The 17,384-nt window shown below is 29.0% G+C and carries 14 protein-coding genes; 10 read left to right on the top strand and 4 right to left on the bottom strand.

What is annotated here, in order from left to right:
- Positions 1–298: 298 nt before the first annotated feature.
- A complete protein-coding gene (locus ACK2WN_RS10665) occupies positions 299–997 on the bottom strand; it encodes an HAD hydrolase-like protein (RefSeq protein WP_416155552.1) in 699 nt (232 codons plus the stop codon).
- A gap of 197 nt (positions 998–1,194) precedes the next feature.
- Here ACK2WN_RS10665 and ACK2WN_RS10660 point away from each other — a divergent pair, with 197 nt between their 5' ends.
- Positions 1,195–1,446 (top strand): hypothetical protein, encoded by a 252-nt coding sequence (locus ACK2WN_RS10660; RefSeq protein WP_006439446.1) that lies wholly within the window; start codon positions 1,195–1,197, stop codon positions 1,444–1,446.
- Between the two features lie 285 nt (positions 1,447–1,731).
- Positions 1,732–2,670 carry an ABC-three component system protein gene (locus tag ACK2WN_RS10655; protein ID WP_300452923.1) on the top strand — a complete coding sequence of 313 codons (939 nt, stop codon included), beginning with the start codon at positions 1,732–1,734 and terminating at the stop codon, positions 2,668–2,670.
- 56 nt (positions 2,671–2,726) lie between these two features.
- Here the strand turns inward: ACK2WN_RS10655 and ACK2WN_RS10650 are convergent, their stop codons facing one another.
- Entirely contained in the window at positions 2,727–4,466 is a 1,740-nt protein-coding gene (locus ACK2WN_RS10650; protein WP_300452925.1) for a DUF2326 domain-containing protein, read from the bottom strand.
- A complete protein-coding gene (locus tag ACK2WN_RS10645) occupies positions 4,453–4,698 on the bottom strand; it encodes an ABC-three component system middle component 6 (RefSeq protein WP_366523314.1) in 246 nt (81 codons plus the stop codon). Before ACK2WN_RS10645 ends, ACK2WN_RS10650 begins: the two co-directional genes overlap by 14 nt.
- Positions 4,699–4,973: 275 nt before the next feature.
- On the opposite strand from ACK2WN_RS10645, the gene ACK2WN_RS10640 reads away from it, so the two are divergent.
- From ACK2WN_RS10640 to ACK2WN_RS10610, 7 genes are all read left to right on the top strand, one after another.
- Positions 4,974–6,992 (top strand): hypothetical protein, encoded by a 2,019-nt coding sequence (locus ACK2WN_RS10640; RefSeq protein WP_416155551.1) that lies wholly within the window; start codon positions 4,974–4,976, stop codon positions 6,990–6,992.
- The gene (locus ACK2WN_RS10635; protein ID WP_300452931.1) at positions 6,979–7,842 is read left to right on the top strand and encodes a hypothetical protein; all 864 of its coding nucleotides are present in this window, start codon (positions 6,979–6,981) and stop codon (positions 7,840–7,842) included. Before ACK2WN_RS10640 ends, ACK2WN_RS10635 begins: the two co-directional genes overlap by 14 nt.
- A gap of 34 nt (positions 7,843–7,876) precedes the next feature.
- Entirely contained in the window at positions 7,877–8,923 is a 1,047-nt protein-coding gene (locus ACK2WN_RS10630; protein WP_416155550.1) for a DUF6339 family protein, read from the top strand.
- Positions 8,924–9,124: 201 nt separating this feature from the next.
- The gene (locus ACK2WN_RS10625) at positions 9,125–10,630 is read left to right on the top strand and encodes an N-6 DNA methylase (RefSeq protein ID WP_416155549.1); all 1,506 of its coding nucleotides are present in this window, start codon (positions 9,125–9,127) and stop codon (positions 10,628–10,630) included.
- The gene (locus ACK2WN_RS10620; RefSeq protein ID WP_416155548.1) at positions 10,620–11,738 is read left to right on the top strand and encodes a restriction endonuclease subunit S; all 1,119 of its coding nucleotides are present in this window, start codon (positions 10,620–10,622) and stop codon (positions 11,736–11,738) included. Before ACK2WN_RS10625 ends, ACK2WN_RS10620 begins: the two co-directional genes overlap by 11 nt.
- A 125-nt stretch (positions 11,739–11,863) precedes the next feature.
- On the top strand, positions 11,864–12,844 hold the full coding sequence (gene xerA, locus ACK2WN_RS10615) for a site-specific tyrosine recombinase/integron integrase (protein ID WP_118548936.1): 981 nt from the start codon (positions 11,864–11,866) through the stop codon (positions 12,842–12,844).
- Positions 12,845–12,854: 10 nt separating this feature from the next.
- Positions 12,855–13,394 carry a restriction endonuclease subunit S gene (locus ACK2WN_RS10610; protein ID WP_416155547.1) on the top strand — a complete coding sequence of 180 codons (540 nt, stop codon included), beginning with the start codon at positions 12,855–12,857 and terminating at the stop codon, positions 13,392–13,394.
- Here the strand turns inward: ACK2WN_RS10610 and ACK2WN_RS10605 are convergent.
- The gene (locus ACK2WN_RS10605; protein ID WP_416155546.1) at positions 13,391–13,975 is read right to left on the bottom strand and encodes a restriction endonuclease subunit S; all 585 of its coding nucleotides are present in this window, start codon (positions 13,973–13,975) and stop codon (positions 13,391–13,393) included. The genes ACK2WN_RS10610 and ACK2WN_RS10605 overlap by 4 nt on opposite strands.
- Before the next feature lie 175 nt (positions 13,976–14,150).
- Between ACK2WN_RS10605 and ACK2WN_RS10600 the strand changes: the two genes are divergently transcribed.
- A complete protein-coding gene (locus ACK2WN_RS10600; protein WP_416155545.1) occupies positions 14,151–17,219 on the top strand; it encodes a type I restriction endonuclease subunit R in 3,069 nt (1,022 codons plus the stop codon).
- The last annotated feature ends 165 nt before the right edge of the window (positions 17,220–17,384 follow it).

Here is a 17,384-nt window from a genome sequence, read left to right as displayed (position 1 = left end):
CATCCAATTTTTGTTTTGCGGTTACATTACTTCTAGGCATAAAAATTGCTCCCTTCTAAGTTTAAAGTGAATTTATTTATTTCACTTGTCCACTCAGAGGGGAGCAGTTCAGCGAAGTTCTGCAGATTGTTGAGATTTAATTATATACTTACAAAAAATCTATTCAAAAGGGATGCCTGCAGAAAAATAATTTACGCCACTCCCATTTTTATATTTGCTAAAATGAAACAAGTAAGTAAATTAGTTACTTGTTTTTTATTATGTTAACAATAATTATTATCTCATTATACTTATACTATTAGTTGTTTAGTAAGTAGTCTAGTAGCTCATCTACTGTGTTGACTATTTTGTGTGGGTTTTCGTTTGTTAGTTCTTCCATTGTTCCGTATCCGTAAGATACTGCGACACAAGGGATTCCAAATTGTCTAGCTCCTAGGATGTCGTGTTTTTTGTCGCCTACCATTATTATGTTTTTTGTGTTTATAGTTTTTTCTGTTGCGGTATTATTTGCATCGTTATTTGAGTAATTTATTCTTCCAAGTCTTTTTAGTGTTTCTTCAATTACTTCAGCTTTGTCAGTTCTTTTTTCGCTCATTGTTGCTCCGACAACTTCATCGAAATATTCGTCTATTTTGAAGTGTTCTAGTATTTGTTTTACGAATTTTTCTGGTTTTGATGAAGATACTGCAAGTGTGTAGTTGTTGTCTTTTAGAGTTTTTAGCATTTTTTCTACGTTTGGATATAGCTCGTTTTCAAATATTCCAACTGTTGTGTATCTTTCTCTGTAGTATACAACTGCCTGTTCTGCTTCTTCTTTTGAGATGTTTAGGTACTCCATGAATTGAGTTATCAGTGGTGGTCCTATGAAGATTTCTAGTTTTTTTAGATCGTTTTCTGGGTGTCCCATTTTTTCAAGTGCGTGTTGTACGCATTTTGTGATTCCTATTCCAGATGCTGTTAGTGTGCCATCTAGGTCGAATAATATTGTTTTTTCCATATTTTAATACCTCGTTTTTATTTTAGTCGTTTTATTTTTTATTTTCTTATTAAATATATCATATAATGAATTATATAATTTATAAAGTTTTATTTACGCATAATTAACCTACAATTGATGATTTATATTTTTTAGGTTTAATTCTTTAAATCTGGGTATTATTTTAGTATCAATATTTTGAAAGGTAGGAGATAGAGATGCTAGAGTATAGATATGATACGCAGCTTTTGATAGACGGAGAAGGGCTTGATGAGGATGCGATAAATGAGTATTTTGAGAGTAATTTTGATGGTGATTGTCTGTTAGCAGTTGGAGATGAGGATATGATTAAGATTCATTTCCATACTAATGAGCCATGGAAGGTGCTTGAGTATTGTTCGACACTTGGTGAGATTTATGATATTGTTGTTGAGGATATGGATAGACAGGCGAGAGGATTAAGAGGTTAAGAATATTTTTACGAGGTATTATGTCAAGGATTGATGTAATGCCTCGTTTTTGTTTTACAATAAAAAACGCCCCGTCAACGTAAGACAAGGGCTTGATCCGTATGATTTAAGGATATATGAATGTTGATAAAATGTCAATTGTTTAATTTGATAATGTTAAAAATATTATAATTTGTATATTATGAACAATTTAAAAATAAATTGTTATTGAAGTTGAATAACAAATAAAATAAATTGATATAATAAATATAGAATAGTAAATTTATTTTATGGAGGATATTTTATATGGCAAATGAATATATACTAAGATTACAATTTGATAAAAAAATAAATTCCATCACCGGAAATGAGTTCCAAAATCTATTTTATGATATTATGAAAAGAACTGATAAAGACTTTATTGAAATAAAAACTCAAGGAAGCATAGGTGATAGAAAGTGTGATGGTTATATAAAGAATAAAGGTATTTTTTATCAAGTTTATGCTCCAGAAGATGCATCTAATAAAAAAACTCAAAAAAATGCTATAAGTAAACTTCGAAAAGACTTTGAAAAATTGTATGCTCATACTAAAAATGGACATTATGAAGAAATAAAAGAATTTATATTTGTTATAAACACAAAAGGAGCTAAAGGTATCTACCCAGATTTAGCAGATGAGCTTGAAAAACTTGAAAAGGAATATGATAATATAAACTTTAGATATATGGATACGGATAGTATTAAAGATTTATTCTATAATTTAGATATGAATAATAAAAGAAGAATTATGGACTTCTGTATTCCTGATATTAGTGACATGTCTATAAAATTTGAGGTTATACAAGAAGTAGTTGTTTATTTAAATGATAATGTAAAGGAAAAGAAGTTTAATAATAATATGATAGTACCAGAATTTGATAGAAAGATAGAGTTTAATGGCCTTAGTAAACATATAAAGAAATCTCTAAATGATGCAAATTCGTATATTGATGATTTAAATCGTTATCTTTCAGATAGTAATTTAGATTCAAATTTACTTTGTAATATTTATAAAACCTTATATAAAGAGGCTAAAGAAAAATATCCTGATGATCCTGATGAACAGTTCAATTATATTTTAACGCAATCTTATGATAGTGAATCGATTACAGATCGAAGAAAAGAGTACATATATCAGATGAATATTATAATAATTATGGCTAAATTTTTCAATTCATGTGATATATTTGAATATGATGAGTAAAAGAAAAGACTATCTTGTAAACAGTTTTAAAAATGTTTTGAGATAGTCTTTTTTATTTATTTTTTATTGATTTTTTCTAAATTTACTCCAAGTAATTTATCTTTATCACATGTATCTAGCAAGGTTAAAACAACTCTTTCATTTAAATATTTGATAAACTCATAATCGTAATAACTTTCAGCAATCTTTATAATATTATTTAATAAGTCATCATTTATATTAAATATATATTGGAAATTATTTTGTTCACAAATTTCTTTTGCTAGTTTTAGCATCTTGTAAGATTGTCTTGGATCTGTTTCGCTAAACATTGCATTATCATGATACAAAAATTTTATATTGTGATTGTTTTGTAGCAATAAATATATAAAATCAATACAAAATATCTTAACTTTATTAATACCCAAAGATTCCTCATGTGCAATTTCTGGTGTTATATCAAAACATATTTTATTATTTCTTTTCTCATTTACTTTTATTGATATACCTGCAGCTTTTTTATCATCATATATATAATCAACAAATTCTTTAAATTTATTTGAAATATATTCTATTTTATAAGAGTTATCATCTATCCAAGTTTGAGCTGAATCAATACAAATTAAAAGTTCCTTTTCTAATCTTCTTAATTCCTTATCCATTTCTGAAAGAAGATTTTTATAAGATTCAGCCTTTTGTAGCTTGAGTTTCAAATCAGTATATTTTTCTTGAAGAGATTGATACTCAGAAAGGCTCCCAACCTTACTTAGATACTTAGAGTTTTCATTTATTCCATAATTTAATTTTTCTAACTTATTATTTAAATAAACTAAATCATTACTCATTTTTTCTCTGTCTTTTCTGAGTCTAGTTTGACGACTTTCTAAAAGCTTTGAATGAAAATCATATACTTCATTCAAACTTTTATTTATGGAGTCTGGTAATATAAGATTTGATTCCTTATACAACTCAATAACCTCCGTAGAAGAAACATCAATTTTTATTTTTAAACTTTTATTTATATTTTTTAATCTATTTTCAAGTAAATTAATTTCATTTAATACATCATTTTTTTCAAATTTTAAATCATCAAGTTCTGTTTTTATAGAATTATATTCTTCTGAAATATTAAATTCACTTATACTTTTTTCTAATTCGTCAATCTCAGTTTTTAAATTTGAAATTGAGATTGATATATCTAAGCCACTTTCTAAGATATCTCTAATATATTCGTTGTTTTCTGATAAAACTTTCTTACTTTTTTTAACTTTATCAATTTTCTCATTCAATTTATATTTTTCTTGAGTAAGCTCCAAATCAAGCCCTAATAAAAATGAAGTACATATATGCTTTGACTCAGAATTTTCATTTTTACTGTACCCATTCCATTGATTATAAGCATGCGGAGGTATTCTCATAAATCTAGTTATAAGGTTCCTATATGTAAGATAATTATATTCTTTTTCAAAATTAAATAATTCACTTTCCATAAAGTACTTAAAATCTTCAAGTTTATTTTCTTTATTATTTAAGATTATATTTCCTTGCTCTGAACTATTTCTAGCAGCCGTAAAATTTCTGCCATTCATAGTAAAATCAAGATAAAAATTCCAATCTTTTAAACTCTTTACACTTTCCAGCTTGCTACTACCAAGGCAAAAGTTTATAAGTTGCAAGGAAAGAGTCTTTCCAATACCATTAAATGTATTTTTATTTTCGTGGGATGTGCTTTTCCCAAGAATTATATTAAATCCATCATTTTTAAAATCAATTTCTTTAAAAGAAGATTTATCACAATAGAGTTTATTTAAGTACATTGTAAATTTCCCCCCTTTCATTGATATCAATAGAATTCATTATATATAAAAAGTCTATCGTTAGAATAAATGTATCAAAAGTATGCTTCTTTTGAATCTTTCCTTTTTGAATATACTTTTTATTTAATTTATTCCAACAATCATCAATAGTAAGAGGTTTTTCTAGTATTGATAATACAAAAGCACCAAGGCCTATTATAGATTCTGAAATTGTTGTATTTTTATCTGGCATTATCAATTTTATCACCTCTTTAAAAAATATTTTTTGGACATAGCTATCAATCTCATTATATCATTTCTAAAGTTATTTTGTTTGTGGATAACCACAAAAATTTTCATTTTTCCTGATATTTCATATTGTTTAAGATATTTATTTAAAAAAAGATTTATTGTTTTTAATAATTTTAAATAGTATAATTAATCTATGTGATGTTTCAACAAAAGTTACTAAACAAAATTATTTTTAAAAATGTAAATTAAATAAATTTTTTAAAGGAGTGATTTTTAATGGGAATCGGTTGGAACTTTCCCAACAATAACTGTGGTCAGACACGTGGAATATCTGATGCAGGAATAGAAACTTTTAACGGTACAGAAATTCAATCGCTTGCTAGAGAAATATGCCAGAATTCTTTAGATGCTATTGATGAAAATAAAGATAATGTTTTTGTAGAATTTACAAGATATATAGAAAACACTGATAATATACCTGGATACGAATTTTACTCAAATTGTATTGATAAAGCGTATAATTATTGGTCTAGTCAAAATAACCAAAAAGCTACTGAGTATTTAAAAAAAGCAAAGGATCAATTAGCTGCTAAAAAAACTTTCATACTTAGGGTAAGCGATTTCAACACTACAGGACTTTTAAATCCTTATGGCTCTGGAAATGATGGTTGGAACTCTCTTACAAAAGTAGATGGTGGCTCTACTAAGAGTGGAGATAAAGCAGGAGCCTTTGGTATAGGTAAAAATGCTCCATTTTGCAACTCATACTATAGATTGGTATTCTATAGAACTCTAAATAAAAATAATGAAAGAGCAGCACAAGGTATTTCTCGTTTTATATCTTTTCCTGAAAAATGTGATACAGAAAAAGATATAAGAAAAACTATGACAACAGGATTTGGATATTATGGAGATACTGATGAAAATATGCCAATTCCTAAAATACAACACTTAGAAAATATATGTAAAAGAACAGAAGTTGGAACCGATGTATTTATATATGGATTTAATGCTAATCCTGCTTGGGAAAAAGATGCTATTTGTGAATTACTAGAAAACTTTATGATGTCTATATATGATGATAAACTATCTGTAAAAGTTCAGTCTCAAAAGATAATAGATAGTTCTAACTTAGATTATTATATGGAAATATACAAAAAAGATATAAACAAATCTTATCCATTCTATCAAGCATTAACCAGCAAAAATAGTAAAGTATTTGAAAGAGATTTTCATGGAATGGGAACATTAAAATTAAAAGTATTAGTTGATTATAACGAAAAATTAAATAGAAAAGTACTTATAACTAGAACTTCTGGTATGAAGATATTCGCCATGGATAGGATAACCAGAAATATTCCATTCTCAGGTATATTAAAAATGGAGGGTGAAAAACTTAATGCTTTCTTTAGAGAAATGGAAACACCTGCGCATGATAAATGGGAAGCAGGAAGATATACAAAAGATAAAAAATTAGCTCAAACATACTTAAAAGAATTAAAAGAGTGGATTACAGATACAGTATTAAGCTTAAGCCGGGATTTTGATAGTGAAGAAGTAGATGTAGATGGTCTTGGAGGAATACTTCAAAAGAATAATTTAGAAATGCAAGGAAATGAAAACTCTGATAAAGAAAGTTTAGAAATAAATATTTGTGAATTAGAAGTTCACCAGAGAGATAAAAAAACTAAAAAAGGTGGATTATATACTCCTAATGGTGAAAAAATCAAAGGAAAAGGTGGTGAAAGGAAACCTCCACGTGTAAGAACCGTATCAACACCAGGAACTTTAAATCCAGATGGTGAAAGAGGTGGATCACATGTACGCCATGAAGATGGTGGTGGAAAAACTTATAATAGTGGAAATTATCATGCAAATCCCGATGAGTATGGTGATGATTTTGCTCATATACCTGGTGAAAATGGGAATTTTATGGGTGATGATGATAATTTAGGAAATGAAGAATCTACTAAAAATAACTCAAAGTACAGCTATACAGAACTAAATAAGGTAAGAGTGATAAAAGTGTCAGAAAATGAATATAAAGTATCCCTTACCTCTCCTAAATCAATAAGAAAGGGATTTATAGAAATTGTCACAATTGGAGAAAATGGTCAAGCTAGTAAGTTGAAAATTAAAGATGCTAGAAAATTATCTGGTTGTTCTAGTATAGTTAAATCATATAATAAAATTCATTTTGAAAATATAGAAAAAGACAAAAAAATCACCTTTGAATTTTCCTTGTTTGACAACAGAGATTATGCAATGGAGGTAAATGTATATGAAGATAAATAATAGACTATATACTTATCCCATTTTGAGCGAGGAAAAAGAAGACTATATCTCATCTGTATTTGAAGTAGAATCAAAAGTTTCTAAAAATGGTGTCAGCCAGATTAATGTATGTTTTAATATTAAAATGAATAATAAAGAAATTCAGCAGTTAATTAGAGATGGAAGTGCAGAATATGTTATGCATGTGGAATGTTCTTCAACATCATACAGAACAACTGTAAGTGGTGCTTCCACCACATTAGAAATTGATATTCCTGTTGGAAGAATAGTTGGTAGAGTAGAGCTTATGGCTCTAATTGTGGCTAAAAGAGATATCCAAGATTTCTATAGTTCTGATTGGGACGATGATTTTGAAGGAATGAAGTTTAACTTTTCAAAAGGAAATATTTTAGGATATAAGAATATGTCTTATTTTGAACTATTAAAAAACTTTGATGAGCTTGGAGATATAAGCTCTATAATAAAAGTTTGTAAGTTGAGAGATGAAAAAGCAACTCTTATGAATGTTGAACTTGATAAGTCTGAAGCTATAAAAATACACTTACCTGCTAAGGACTACGAGCTTTATATTAGATATAATAAAAATCCACAATTCCAACCTATTTTAAACTCTATGCTTGTTTTTCCAGCTTTAGTGTATACTTTTGATGAGCTGATGATTGATGGAAATATAAGCATATATGAAAATAAAGACTGGTTTAGATCACTTGAAAAAGCATACAAAGAGATGGGGTCAAATTTAGTAGAGGAAATACTTTCTGCAGAAAAAACATCTATTGTTTTGGCTCAGCAGGCTATGGAGCTACCTATATCTAATGCACTTACAAAACTTTCTGAGTTAAGTGATTAATTGTGGAGGGAGAGTATAAATGAAGTTATATTTTATGAAAAAAGAGGTCTTAGACAAATTAAAGGATGATTTAAATATAATTTATGAAAAATATTTTACTGAAGAGGACAACAAATGGATAATAGATGAATATGGAGAAGATGCATTTGTTGAGTTTAAAGAAATACCAGACTTTGAGCTTGAGAGTTTAGATTCTGAATTAAAGATAAATGAGGTTGAATTTAATAATGCAAAGATTCTATACAAAAATCTTAGCTTTTTAAATGAATCACAGGCATGTGATGAAAGACTATGGGCTGGACTTTGCCATACAACATTTTATAAGTATTTAAGAAAAAGATGGGGTTATGATACTAGAGATATTAAAGAAGCTCGTAAAGAAGCTTCTGCTATTAAGTCAAGATTCTTCTTCTCTGGAGGAACTAGGTCCGGTCTTTTTAGAAACTCTATCTCTAAATGTTGGTGGCTTGGACATAATACATTTGATAGCAGTAAAGAAAACTCATTTGAAAAGTTGGATATTATAGGAAACAATGATATAAGTACCAAAATTTCGGATATTTTCTATAGTTATTCTTTTGTTGCAAACCCAACAATTTTAAACGGAATTGTCCGTATGTTCAAATATTTCCATGATAAAGATATAATAATAAGTCCAAGAAAATATGTAAGACCTGCTATACAATTTTTAAATACTGTAGGTGGTGGTGTACTTCTTGATTATCTATCTGAGGAGGACATTGCAAAAATTATGATTGATAAAATAGAAGATATTATGAAAAACGAAAAAAATTATATAACTAAAACAAAGGCTACTGATAATAAAAGTGAATATGAGAATAGTATAGCAAAAGTAGATAATAAGAATGTAGTTGAAAAAGATATTTCTTCTGAAAAAGTTGTTAAGGGTAATACTGTTAAAGCTAGATGTCTTGAGACTGATGATGTTAGTAATTATATTGTTGATTACATTTCTGGAACGAATAAGATTCCACCTTTGGCAAAAATGTTTTTAGATTGTGGTATTGGTGATGTGGTTGAGTTTAAAGGAAAGAGTTATAAGATTGAAGAAATTGTATAGGTTATTTTAAAAGAAGACGAAAAGTCTTCTTTTTTTATTGCGCATTATATCAATATTTTGTATATTATTATTTCTATTTGGCAACAATGTATTTTATTATGAATTTATATATATTATAATGGAATTAAATCTATTATTTAGATTAATAAATTAAAAATTTAATTGATAAAATAAAAAAATTTTGTAAAGGAGATATCACAAATGGCAAAAGCTAATAATGCTAATATAGGTTTTGAAAAACAAATTTGGGATGCAGCTTGTGTACTTTGGGGACACATTCCTGCTGCAGAATATAGAAATGTCATAATAGGATTAATCTTTTTAAGATATATATCTAATGCTTTCGAAAAAAAATATAATGAATTAGTTAAAGAAGGTCTAGGATTTGAAAATGATCCAGACGAATATTTAGCAGAAAATATCTTCTTCGTGCCAGAAGAAGCACGTTGGAGCAAAATAGCAGCTGCTGCACACACTCCAGAAATAGGAAAAGTAATAGACAATGCAATGCGTGCTATAGAAGCAGATAATAAAAGATTAAAAAATGTATTACCTAAAAACTTTGGTACTCCAGACTTAGACAAAACAGTCTTAGGAGAAGTAGTGGACTTATTCACTAACTTAGATATGGATGAAACAGAACATAATAAAGATATACTAGGGAGAACTTATGAGTATTGTTTAGCTCAGTTTGCAGAAAAAGAAGGTAAAGGTGGTGGAGAATTCTATACTCCATCAAGTATAGTTAATACAATAGTTTCTATATTAAAACCTTTTGATAATTGTCGTGTTTATGACCCAGCTTGTGGTTCTGGTGGAATGTTTGTACAGAGTGCGGACTTTATAGAAGCACATTCAGGGAATCGTAGCCATATGTCTATATACGGACAGGAAGCAAACTCAGATACTTGGAAAATGGCAATAATGAATCTTACAATAAGAGGAATAGATGCTGACCTTGGACCTCATCATGCAGATACATTTACAAATGACTTACATCCAAGATTAAAAGCAGACTTTATTATGGCAAATCCTCCATTCAACTATAGTCCATGGGGACAGGATAAATTACAAGATGATAAACGTTGGAAATATGGACTTCCCCCTGCTGGAAATGCCAACTTTGCATGGATACAACATATGATTCATCATCTAGCACCAAATGGGAAAATAGGTCTAGTTTTAGCAAATGGGGCGCTTTCTTCTCAGACATCAGGTGAGGGAGAAATACGTAAGAAAATAATTCAGGATGATTTAGTTGAAGGTATAATAGCTCTACCACCGCAGTTGTTCTATAGTGTTACAATACCAGCAACTCTTTGGTTTATAACAAAGAATAAAAAACAGAAAGGAAAAACTTTATTTATAGATGCTCGTAATTTAGGGCATATGGTGGATCGTAAGCATAGAGATTTTTCACAGGAAGATATTCAGAAATTGACAGATACTTTTGAAGCATTCCAGAATGGAGAATTAGAAGAAGTAAAGGGATTCTGTGCTATAGCTGATTTAGATGAGATAGAAAAACAGGACTTTATTCTAACTCCAGGTAGATATGTAGGTATAGAAGAACAGGAAGATGATGGAGAGACTTTTGAAGAGAAGATGGCAAGATTGACATCAGAGCTTTCTGATTTGTTTGCTGAATCTCATAAGCTTGAGGAGGAAATTCGTAAAAATCTGGGGGCGATTGGTTATGAAGTGTAAGTTAAGTGATATTTGCTCGTTTAGAAAAGGAAAAATAGAAACCAAAGAATTAAATGAAAAAAATTATATATCTACTGAAAATATGATTCCTAATAAACAAGGTATAACAAATGCTTCATCCTTACCAAAAGTTAGAACTGTAAGTGAATTTAAAAAGGGTGATGTACTTGTTTCCAACATAAGACCATATTTTAAGAAAATTTGGATAGCAGAATATGATGGTGGTTGTTCAAATGATATTTTGGTATTTAAAGCTAATAAAGGTATTAATAATTATTTTTTATACTACCTTATATCTGATGATGCTTTCTTTGAGTATGCAACAGTAACAGCTAAAGGTACAAAAATGCCAAGAGGTGATAAGTCATCTATAATGTCGTTTGAAGTTCCAGACTTTGATATGGAGAAACAATTAAAAATAGCATCTATATTAAAATCTATTGATGATAAAATAAAAATTAATAACAAGATAAACAATAATTTAGAAAATCAAGCTGTTTCAATTTATAACAAACTATGTATTGATAACAATTCACTAAAATACAAAAGAGGTATTTTAAGTGATATTGCTGATATAACAATGGGGCAATCTCCAAAAGGTAGTAGTTATAATGAAAATGGTATTGGTACAATTTTCTTTCAAGGTAAAGCAGAGTTTGGAGATAGATTCCCACAAGTGAGACTTTATACAACAGAACCCAAAAAAATTGCTTGTATAAATGATACTCTAATAAGTGTACGTGCTCCAGTTGGAGAACTTAATATAGCACACACAGATTGTTGCATAGGTCGTGGACTTGCAGCAATTCGTTCAAAATCAAAACAACAATCATTTATACATTACACAATGTGCCATTTAAAAAAAGAACTAGATATTTTTAATGCTAATGGTACTGTTTTTGGTTCTATTAATAAAAATTCTTTAAATAATATGCCAATCATCATTCCACCAGATGAAATTATAGAACAGTTTGAAAAAATAATATCTCCTATAGATTCTATAATTCGTAATAATTATAACGAAAATTGTATTTTAAAGTATATTAAAGAATTTTTATTGTCAAAATTAATATCGGGAGAGCTTGACATATCTAATATAAATATTTAATTTATCAAAATACATTTAAATTCTGTAAATTATTGTTTGACTTGAATAAACCTCCAACAACGGCGGAGATATAAAAATAAAAGAACAGCCGTTGCTTGTCGTTCTCTAAAAAAGGAGAATTGACAATGAAAGAGAACTTAATAAAAGATATAATACAGGAAATGTTAGCATTTCTTAATAATGCACAGATAGAAAAACTACAAGAAGTGCTGCAATTTACAATGTTTAATTATGAAGTAACAAGTTTAAAAAATGATGACAAATCAGAACAGAACTATATAGAGTTGTTTTTAGCAGCTAAAAAGATAGAGGGCTGTTCTGATAAGTCGCTAAAATACTATAAATCTACTATAGAAGCTATGGCAGAAAGTATAGGAAAAGATATAAAACATATAAAAACAGAAGATATTAGAACTTATTTAACTAAATATCAAGAAACAAAAAATACGAGCCGAGTAACTATTGATAATATAAGAAGAATTTTGTCTAGCTTCTTTTCTTGGCTTGAAGATGAGGACTATATATTAAAAAGTCCAGTTAGAAGGATTCATAAAATAAAAACAGCTACCAATATAAAAGAAACCTATTCTGATGAAGATCTTGAGATAATGAGGGATAATTGTACAGAAATAAGGGACTTGGCAATTATTGATATGCTTGCATCTACAGGGATGCGTATTGGCGAGATGGTTTTATTAAATAGACAAGATATTAATTTTAATGAAAGAGAGTGCGTCGTATTTGGTAAAGGGGATAAAGAAAGGATTGTCTACTTTGATGCTAGAACAAAAATACATTTATTAAATTATTTGGAAAGTAGAGAGGATGACAATCCAGCTTTATTTGTATCTTTAAAATCACCAAATAGAAGAATGAGCATTGGTGGAATAGAGGTTAGATTACGTAATTTTGGTAAAAAATTAGGGCTAAAGAAGGTACATCCACATAAATTTAGACGTACTTTAGCAACAATGGCTATAGATAAAGGAATGCCTATTGAGCAGTTACAACAGCTACTTGGGCATAAAAGAATAGATACAACATTGCAATATGCAATGGTTAAACAAAGCAATGTAAAAATTGCTCATAGAAAATATATAGGATAGGAGGCATAAAATGAAATCTTGGAAAAAAGTTACAATAGAAGAGTGCGTAGATATTTTAGGTGATGGATTACATGGTACACCCAAATATACTAAAGATGGTGAATATGCTTTTATTAACGGAAATAATTTTGTTGATGGAAAAATATTCATTAAACCTGATACAAAAAAAGTTGATTTTTTAGAATTTGAGAAATATAAAAAATCATTAAATGATAGAACTATATTTGTTTCAATAAATGGAACTTTAGGTAGAGTAGCTACATATAATAATGAAAAAATAGTTTTAGGTAAAAGTGCTTGTTACTTTAATGTAAAAAATCAGATTAATAAAGACTTTATTTTTTATGTCGTGTCTTCAAATAAATTTAAAAGATATATGGAAATACATGCAACTGGAACAACTATAAAGAATTTCTCCTTAAAGCAAATGAGAAATTATTCTTTTTTACTACCTGATATAGAAACTCAAAATAAAATTGCAACTATTTTAAAAACTATAGATTCTAAAATAGAAAATAATAATAAAATAAACAATAATTTAGCGGCTTAAAGTTCGATGTCAGAGATGTCAAACTCGCCAGATATAAGTTTAGGTAAAAGCGTATCTCGTGTAACTATTAAAGCTTGATTTTCTTCATTATTTTTCTCTATTAGTTCAAATATAGGCTTAACCATCTGTTGAAATTGTTCCAACAAATCGTCAGTAGGCAAAAAAATCGGTAGGTTCTTAAAGTCAGTCTTATTAAACTTAGGTTGAGCAGAGCCACCCTTAATACCTTGAATTAGCGATTGACCGTACAGCCATTTGAACCAAACATAGAGATAGTATTTCAAATTATCTTGTTCAGGGCGAAGCATAATTACATTGTTACCAAGTGTCATTGGTTTATTTAGTTTTGGACACAAGAATACGCTTCCCACATCGCCAACATTTGAAATAATTATTTCTCCTCCGTAAAGTGTTGACTTTGAAAGAAATCTATAAGAATTTTCATCTACAAATACTTTAAATGAACCAGATTTTAAATCGGTATTGCGTATAAAGTAAGCGTAGTTAGGTTCTTGATATAAAGTCACATTAGCCTTTAGCGATGCAAAACTACCGTTTGCAACATAGTCAGTTACAACCATTGGCAACTCACCGTTTTTAAGTAATCTGAATGTATCAGGTATTAACCCAAACTGCGTTTCAATCAGATTACTTGAAGTATTAACAAAGTCCGTGAACCACTCTTTGAACAAAAGAACTACTTGCTGCTCTAAATTATTGTTTTAGAGTATAACAAAAAAGAAAGGAGGAATAATTATGTCAACTACATACTCAGAAGCAAACTACGAAAACTCTATAATCGAACTTTTCCAAAACGAATTAGAGTACGAATACGTATATGGACCAGAAATAGATGACAGGGACTACAAAAGTCCTCTATATGAAGAAGAACTAGAAAATGCCATATACAGAATAAACAAAGACCTGCCATCTGCAGCTATTGAAGATGCCTTAGACAAACTAAGAAACTTCGAAAATGCAGAACTAATACAAAAAAACGAAACCTTTATGAATTACCTACAGAACGGAATAGAGGTAAGGTATTTTGAAAAAGGTGAAGAAAAATCAGAAATAGTATATATTGTAGACTACGAAAAAATACACAACAACTCATTTATAATTGCTAATCAGTGGACTTTTATTGAAAATAGCAACAAAAGACCAGATATAATCATATTCTTAAATGGTCTTCCTGTTGTAATAATGGAGCTAAAATCTCCTTCTCGTGAAGAAACAGATTTTTCTGATGCATATAGACAATTACAGAACTACAAAAAGGAAATTCCTTCAATGTTTATATACAATACCATTTGTGTGATAAGTGATCAGCTTACAAGCAGAGCAGGTACGATAACATCTGGAGAAGACCGTTTTATGGAATGGAAAACAAAAGATGGAAACTATGAAAATACTCAATATGCTCAGTTTGATACATTTTTTGAGGGTATTTTTGAAAAAGAAAGATTCCTAGATATTATAAAGAACTTTGTATGTTTTTCAAAAGAAGGATTAAACTCATTCAAAATTTTAGCAGGATATCATCAGTATTTTGCTGTAAATAAAGCTATTGAATCAACTAAAAAAGCTGTTTGTACTGATGGTAAAGGCGGAGTTTTCTGGCATACACAAGGTAGTGGAAAGTCATTGTCTATGGTATTTTATGCTCATTTACTGCAGAAAGCACTTGAAAGCCCTACAATAGTTGTGCTTACAGATAGAAATGATTTAGATGATCAGTTATATAACCAGTTTATGAAATGCAAAGAGTTTTTAAGACAGGAGCCTATTCATGCAAAAAACAGAGAGCATTTAAAGAATTGGCTTGATGGTCGTAAAGCAAATGGAATTATATTTACTACTATGCAAAAGTTTGAGGAATCATTTGAATGTTTATCTGATAGAAGAAATATAATTGTTATGGCAGATGAAGCTCATAGAGGTCAATATGGGCTTACTGAAAAAATAAAAATGACTAAAAATGAAGATGGAGAAGAAGTAGCGAAGAAAGTTGTAGGTACAGCTCGTATTATAAGAAATAGTTTACCTAATGCTACATATATAGGATTTACAGGAACTCCAATATCTTCAAAAGATAGAAGTACAAGAGAAGTATTTGGTGACTATATAGATATTTATGATATGACACAAGCTGTTGAAGATGGTGCTACTCGTCCAGTTTATTATGAAAGTAGAGTTTTAAAATTAAACCTTGATAAAGAAGTTTTAGAATTAATAGATGCTGAGTACGATTTAATGGCTCAAAATGCTGATGAAGAAGTTATAGCTAAAAGTAAAAAAGACCTTGGAAAAATGGAAGCTATATTAGGTAATAAAAAAACAATAGATTCCCTAGTATCTGATATTTTAGATCATTACGAAAACAACAGAGAAAATCTATTAACAGGAAAGGCAATGATTGTTGCATATTCAAGACCTATAGCTATGAAAATCTATAAAAAAATTCTGCAGTTACGTCCAGATTGGAATGAAAAAGTAGCAGTTGTAATGACTTCTGGCAATAGTGATCCAGAAGATTGGAGAGATATTATAGGTAATAAACGGTATAAAAATGAGTTAGCTAATAAATTTAAGGACAATAACAGTCCACTAAAAATAGCTATAGTTGTAGATATGTGGCTTACAGGATTTGATGTCCCATCTCTTGCAACGATGTACGTGTATAAGCCTATGTCTGGTCATAACCTAATGCAGGCAATAGCACGTGTAAATAGAGTGTTTAGAGATAAAGAAGGTGGATTGATAGTAGATTATGTAGGAATTGCAACTGCACTGAAACAGGCTATGAATGACTACACTACTAGAGATAAGAAAAATTATGGAGATACTGATGTATCTAAAGTTGCATATCCTAAGTTCTTAGAAAAACTATCTATTTGTAAGGATATATTCTATGGATATGACTATTCTAAGTTTATGGATGGCTCTGACCTTGAAAGAGCTAAAACTATAAGCGGTGCTGTAAACTTTATCTTTGATGTAGAAAAACAAGAAGAAAAAAATGCATTTTTAAAGGAAGCTTTGATGCTTCGTCAAGCTCTATCTCTTTGCTCATCAATAGTTGAAGAAAAATTGAGAATGGAAGCAGCTTTCTTTGAATCTGTAAGAGTTTTAATAAATAGATTAACTGATACTGGAGCTGGTAAAAAAATTCCTTTATCAGATATGAATGCTCGTATTAATGAATTATTAAAACATAGTATAAAGAGCGAAGGAGTAATTAATCTTTTCTCAGATATCAAAGAAGAGTTTTCTATATTTGATCCAAACTTTTTAGAAGAAGTCTCTAAAATGAAGGAAAAGAATTTAGCTGTGGAATTATTGAAAAAATTAATCGCAGAACAAGTTTCTGTATATAGAAGAACTAATATTGTTAAGTCTGAAAAATTCAGTGATATACTTCAACGTTCATTAAATTCATATCTAAATGGAATGCTTACAAATGAGCAGGTTATCGAAGAAATGCTTAATTTAGCAAAACAGATTGTTGAAGCGCATAATGAAGGAAATGAACTTGGTTTAACTGATGAAGAACTAGCTTTCTATGATGCTTTGACAAAACCTAGAGTAAAAAAAGACTTAAAAGAGCATAAAGAGTTAATAGCACTTACTAAAGAACTTACAGAAACTTTAAAGAAAAATAAGACTATAGATTGGCAAAAAAGAGAATCTGCTAGATCAAGTATGAAAAGATCTATTAAAAGATTATTAAAAAAATATGATTATCCTCCAGAAGGTTGGGACGATGCTACACAGATAGTTATACAACAGTGTGAACTTTGGGCAGACAATATAATGGAAGCTTAAATTTAATAATATAACTATAAATACATTTTAATTAAAAGAGACTTTTGAAAGGTCTCTTTTTTATTCTTAAGGAAATTATAATAATTTAAAACTGTGGAAAACTTGTGTATAATAGTAATATGAATGTATTGAAAAAGCGAAAAGATGAAAAAATAATTAATAAAA

Origin of the sequence: Peptacetobacter sp. AB800 (assembly GCF_047807365.1) — a bacterium.
Classification (GTDB): Bacteria; Bacillota; Clostridia; order Peptostreptococcales; family Peptostreptococcaceae; genus Peptacetobacter.
This window is presented reverse-complemented; position numbering and strand designations above follow the sequence as displayed.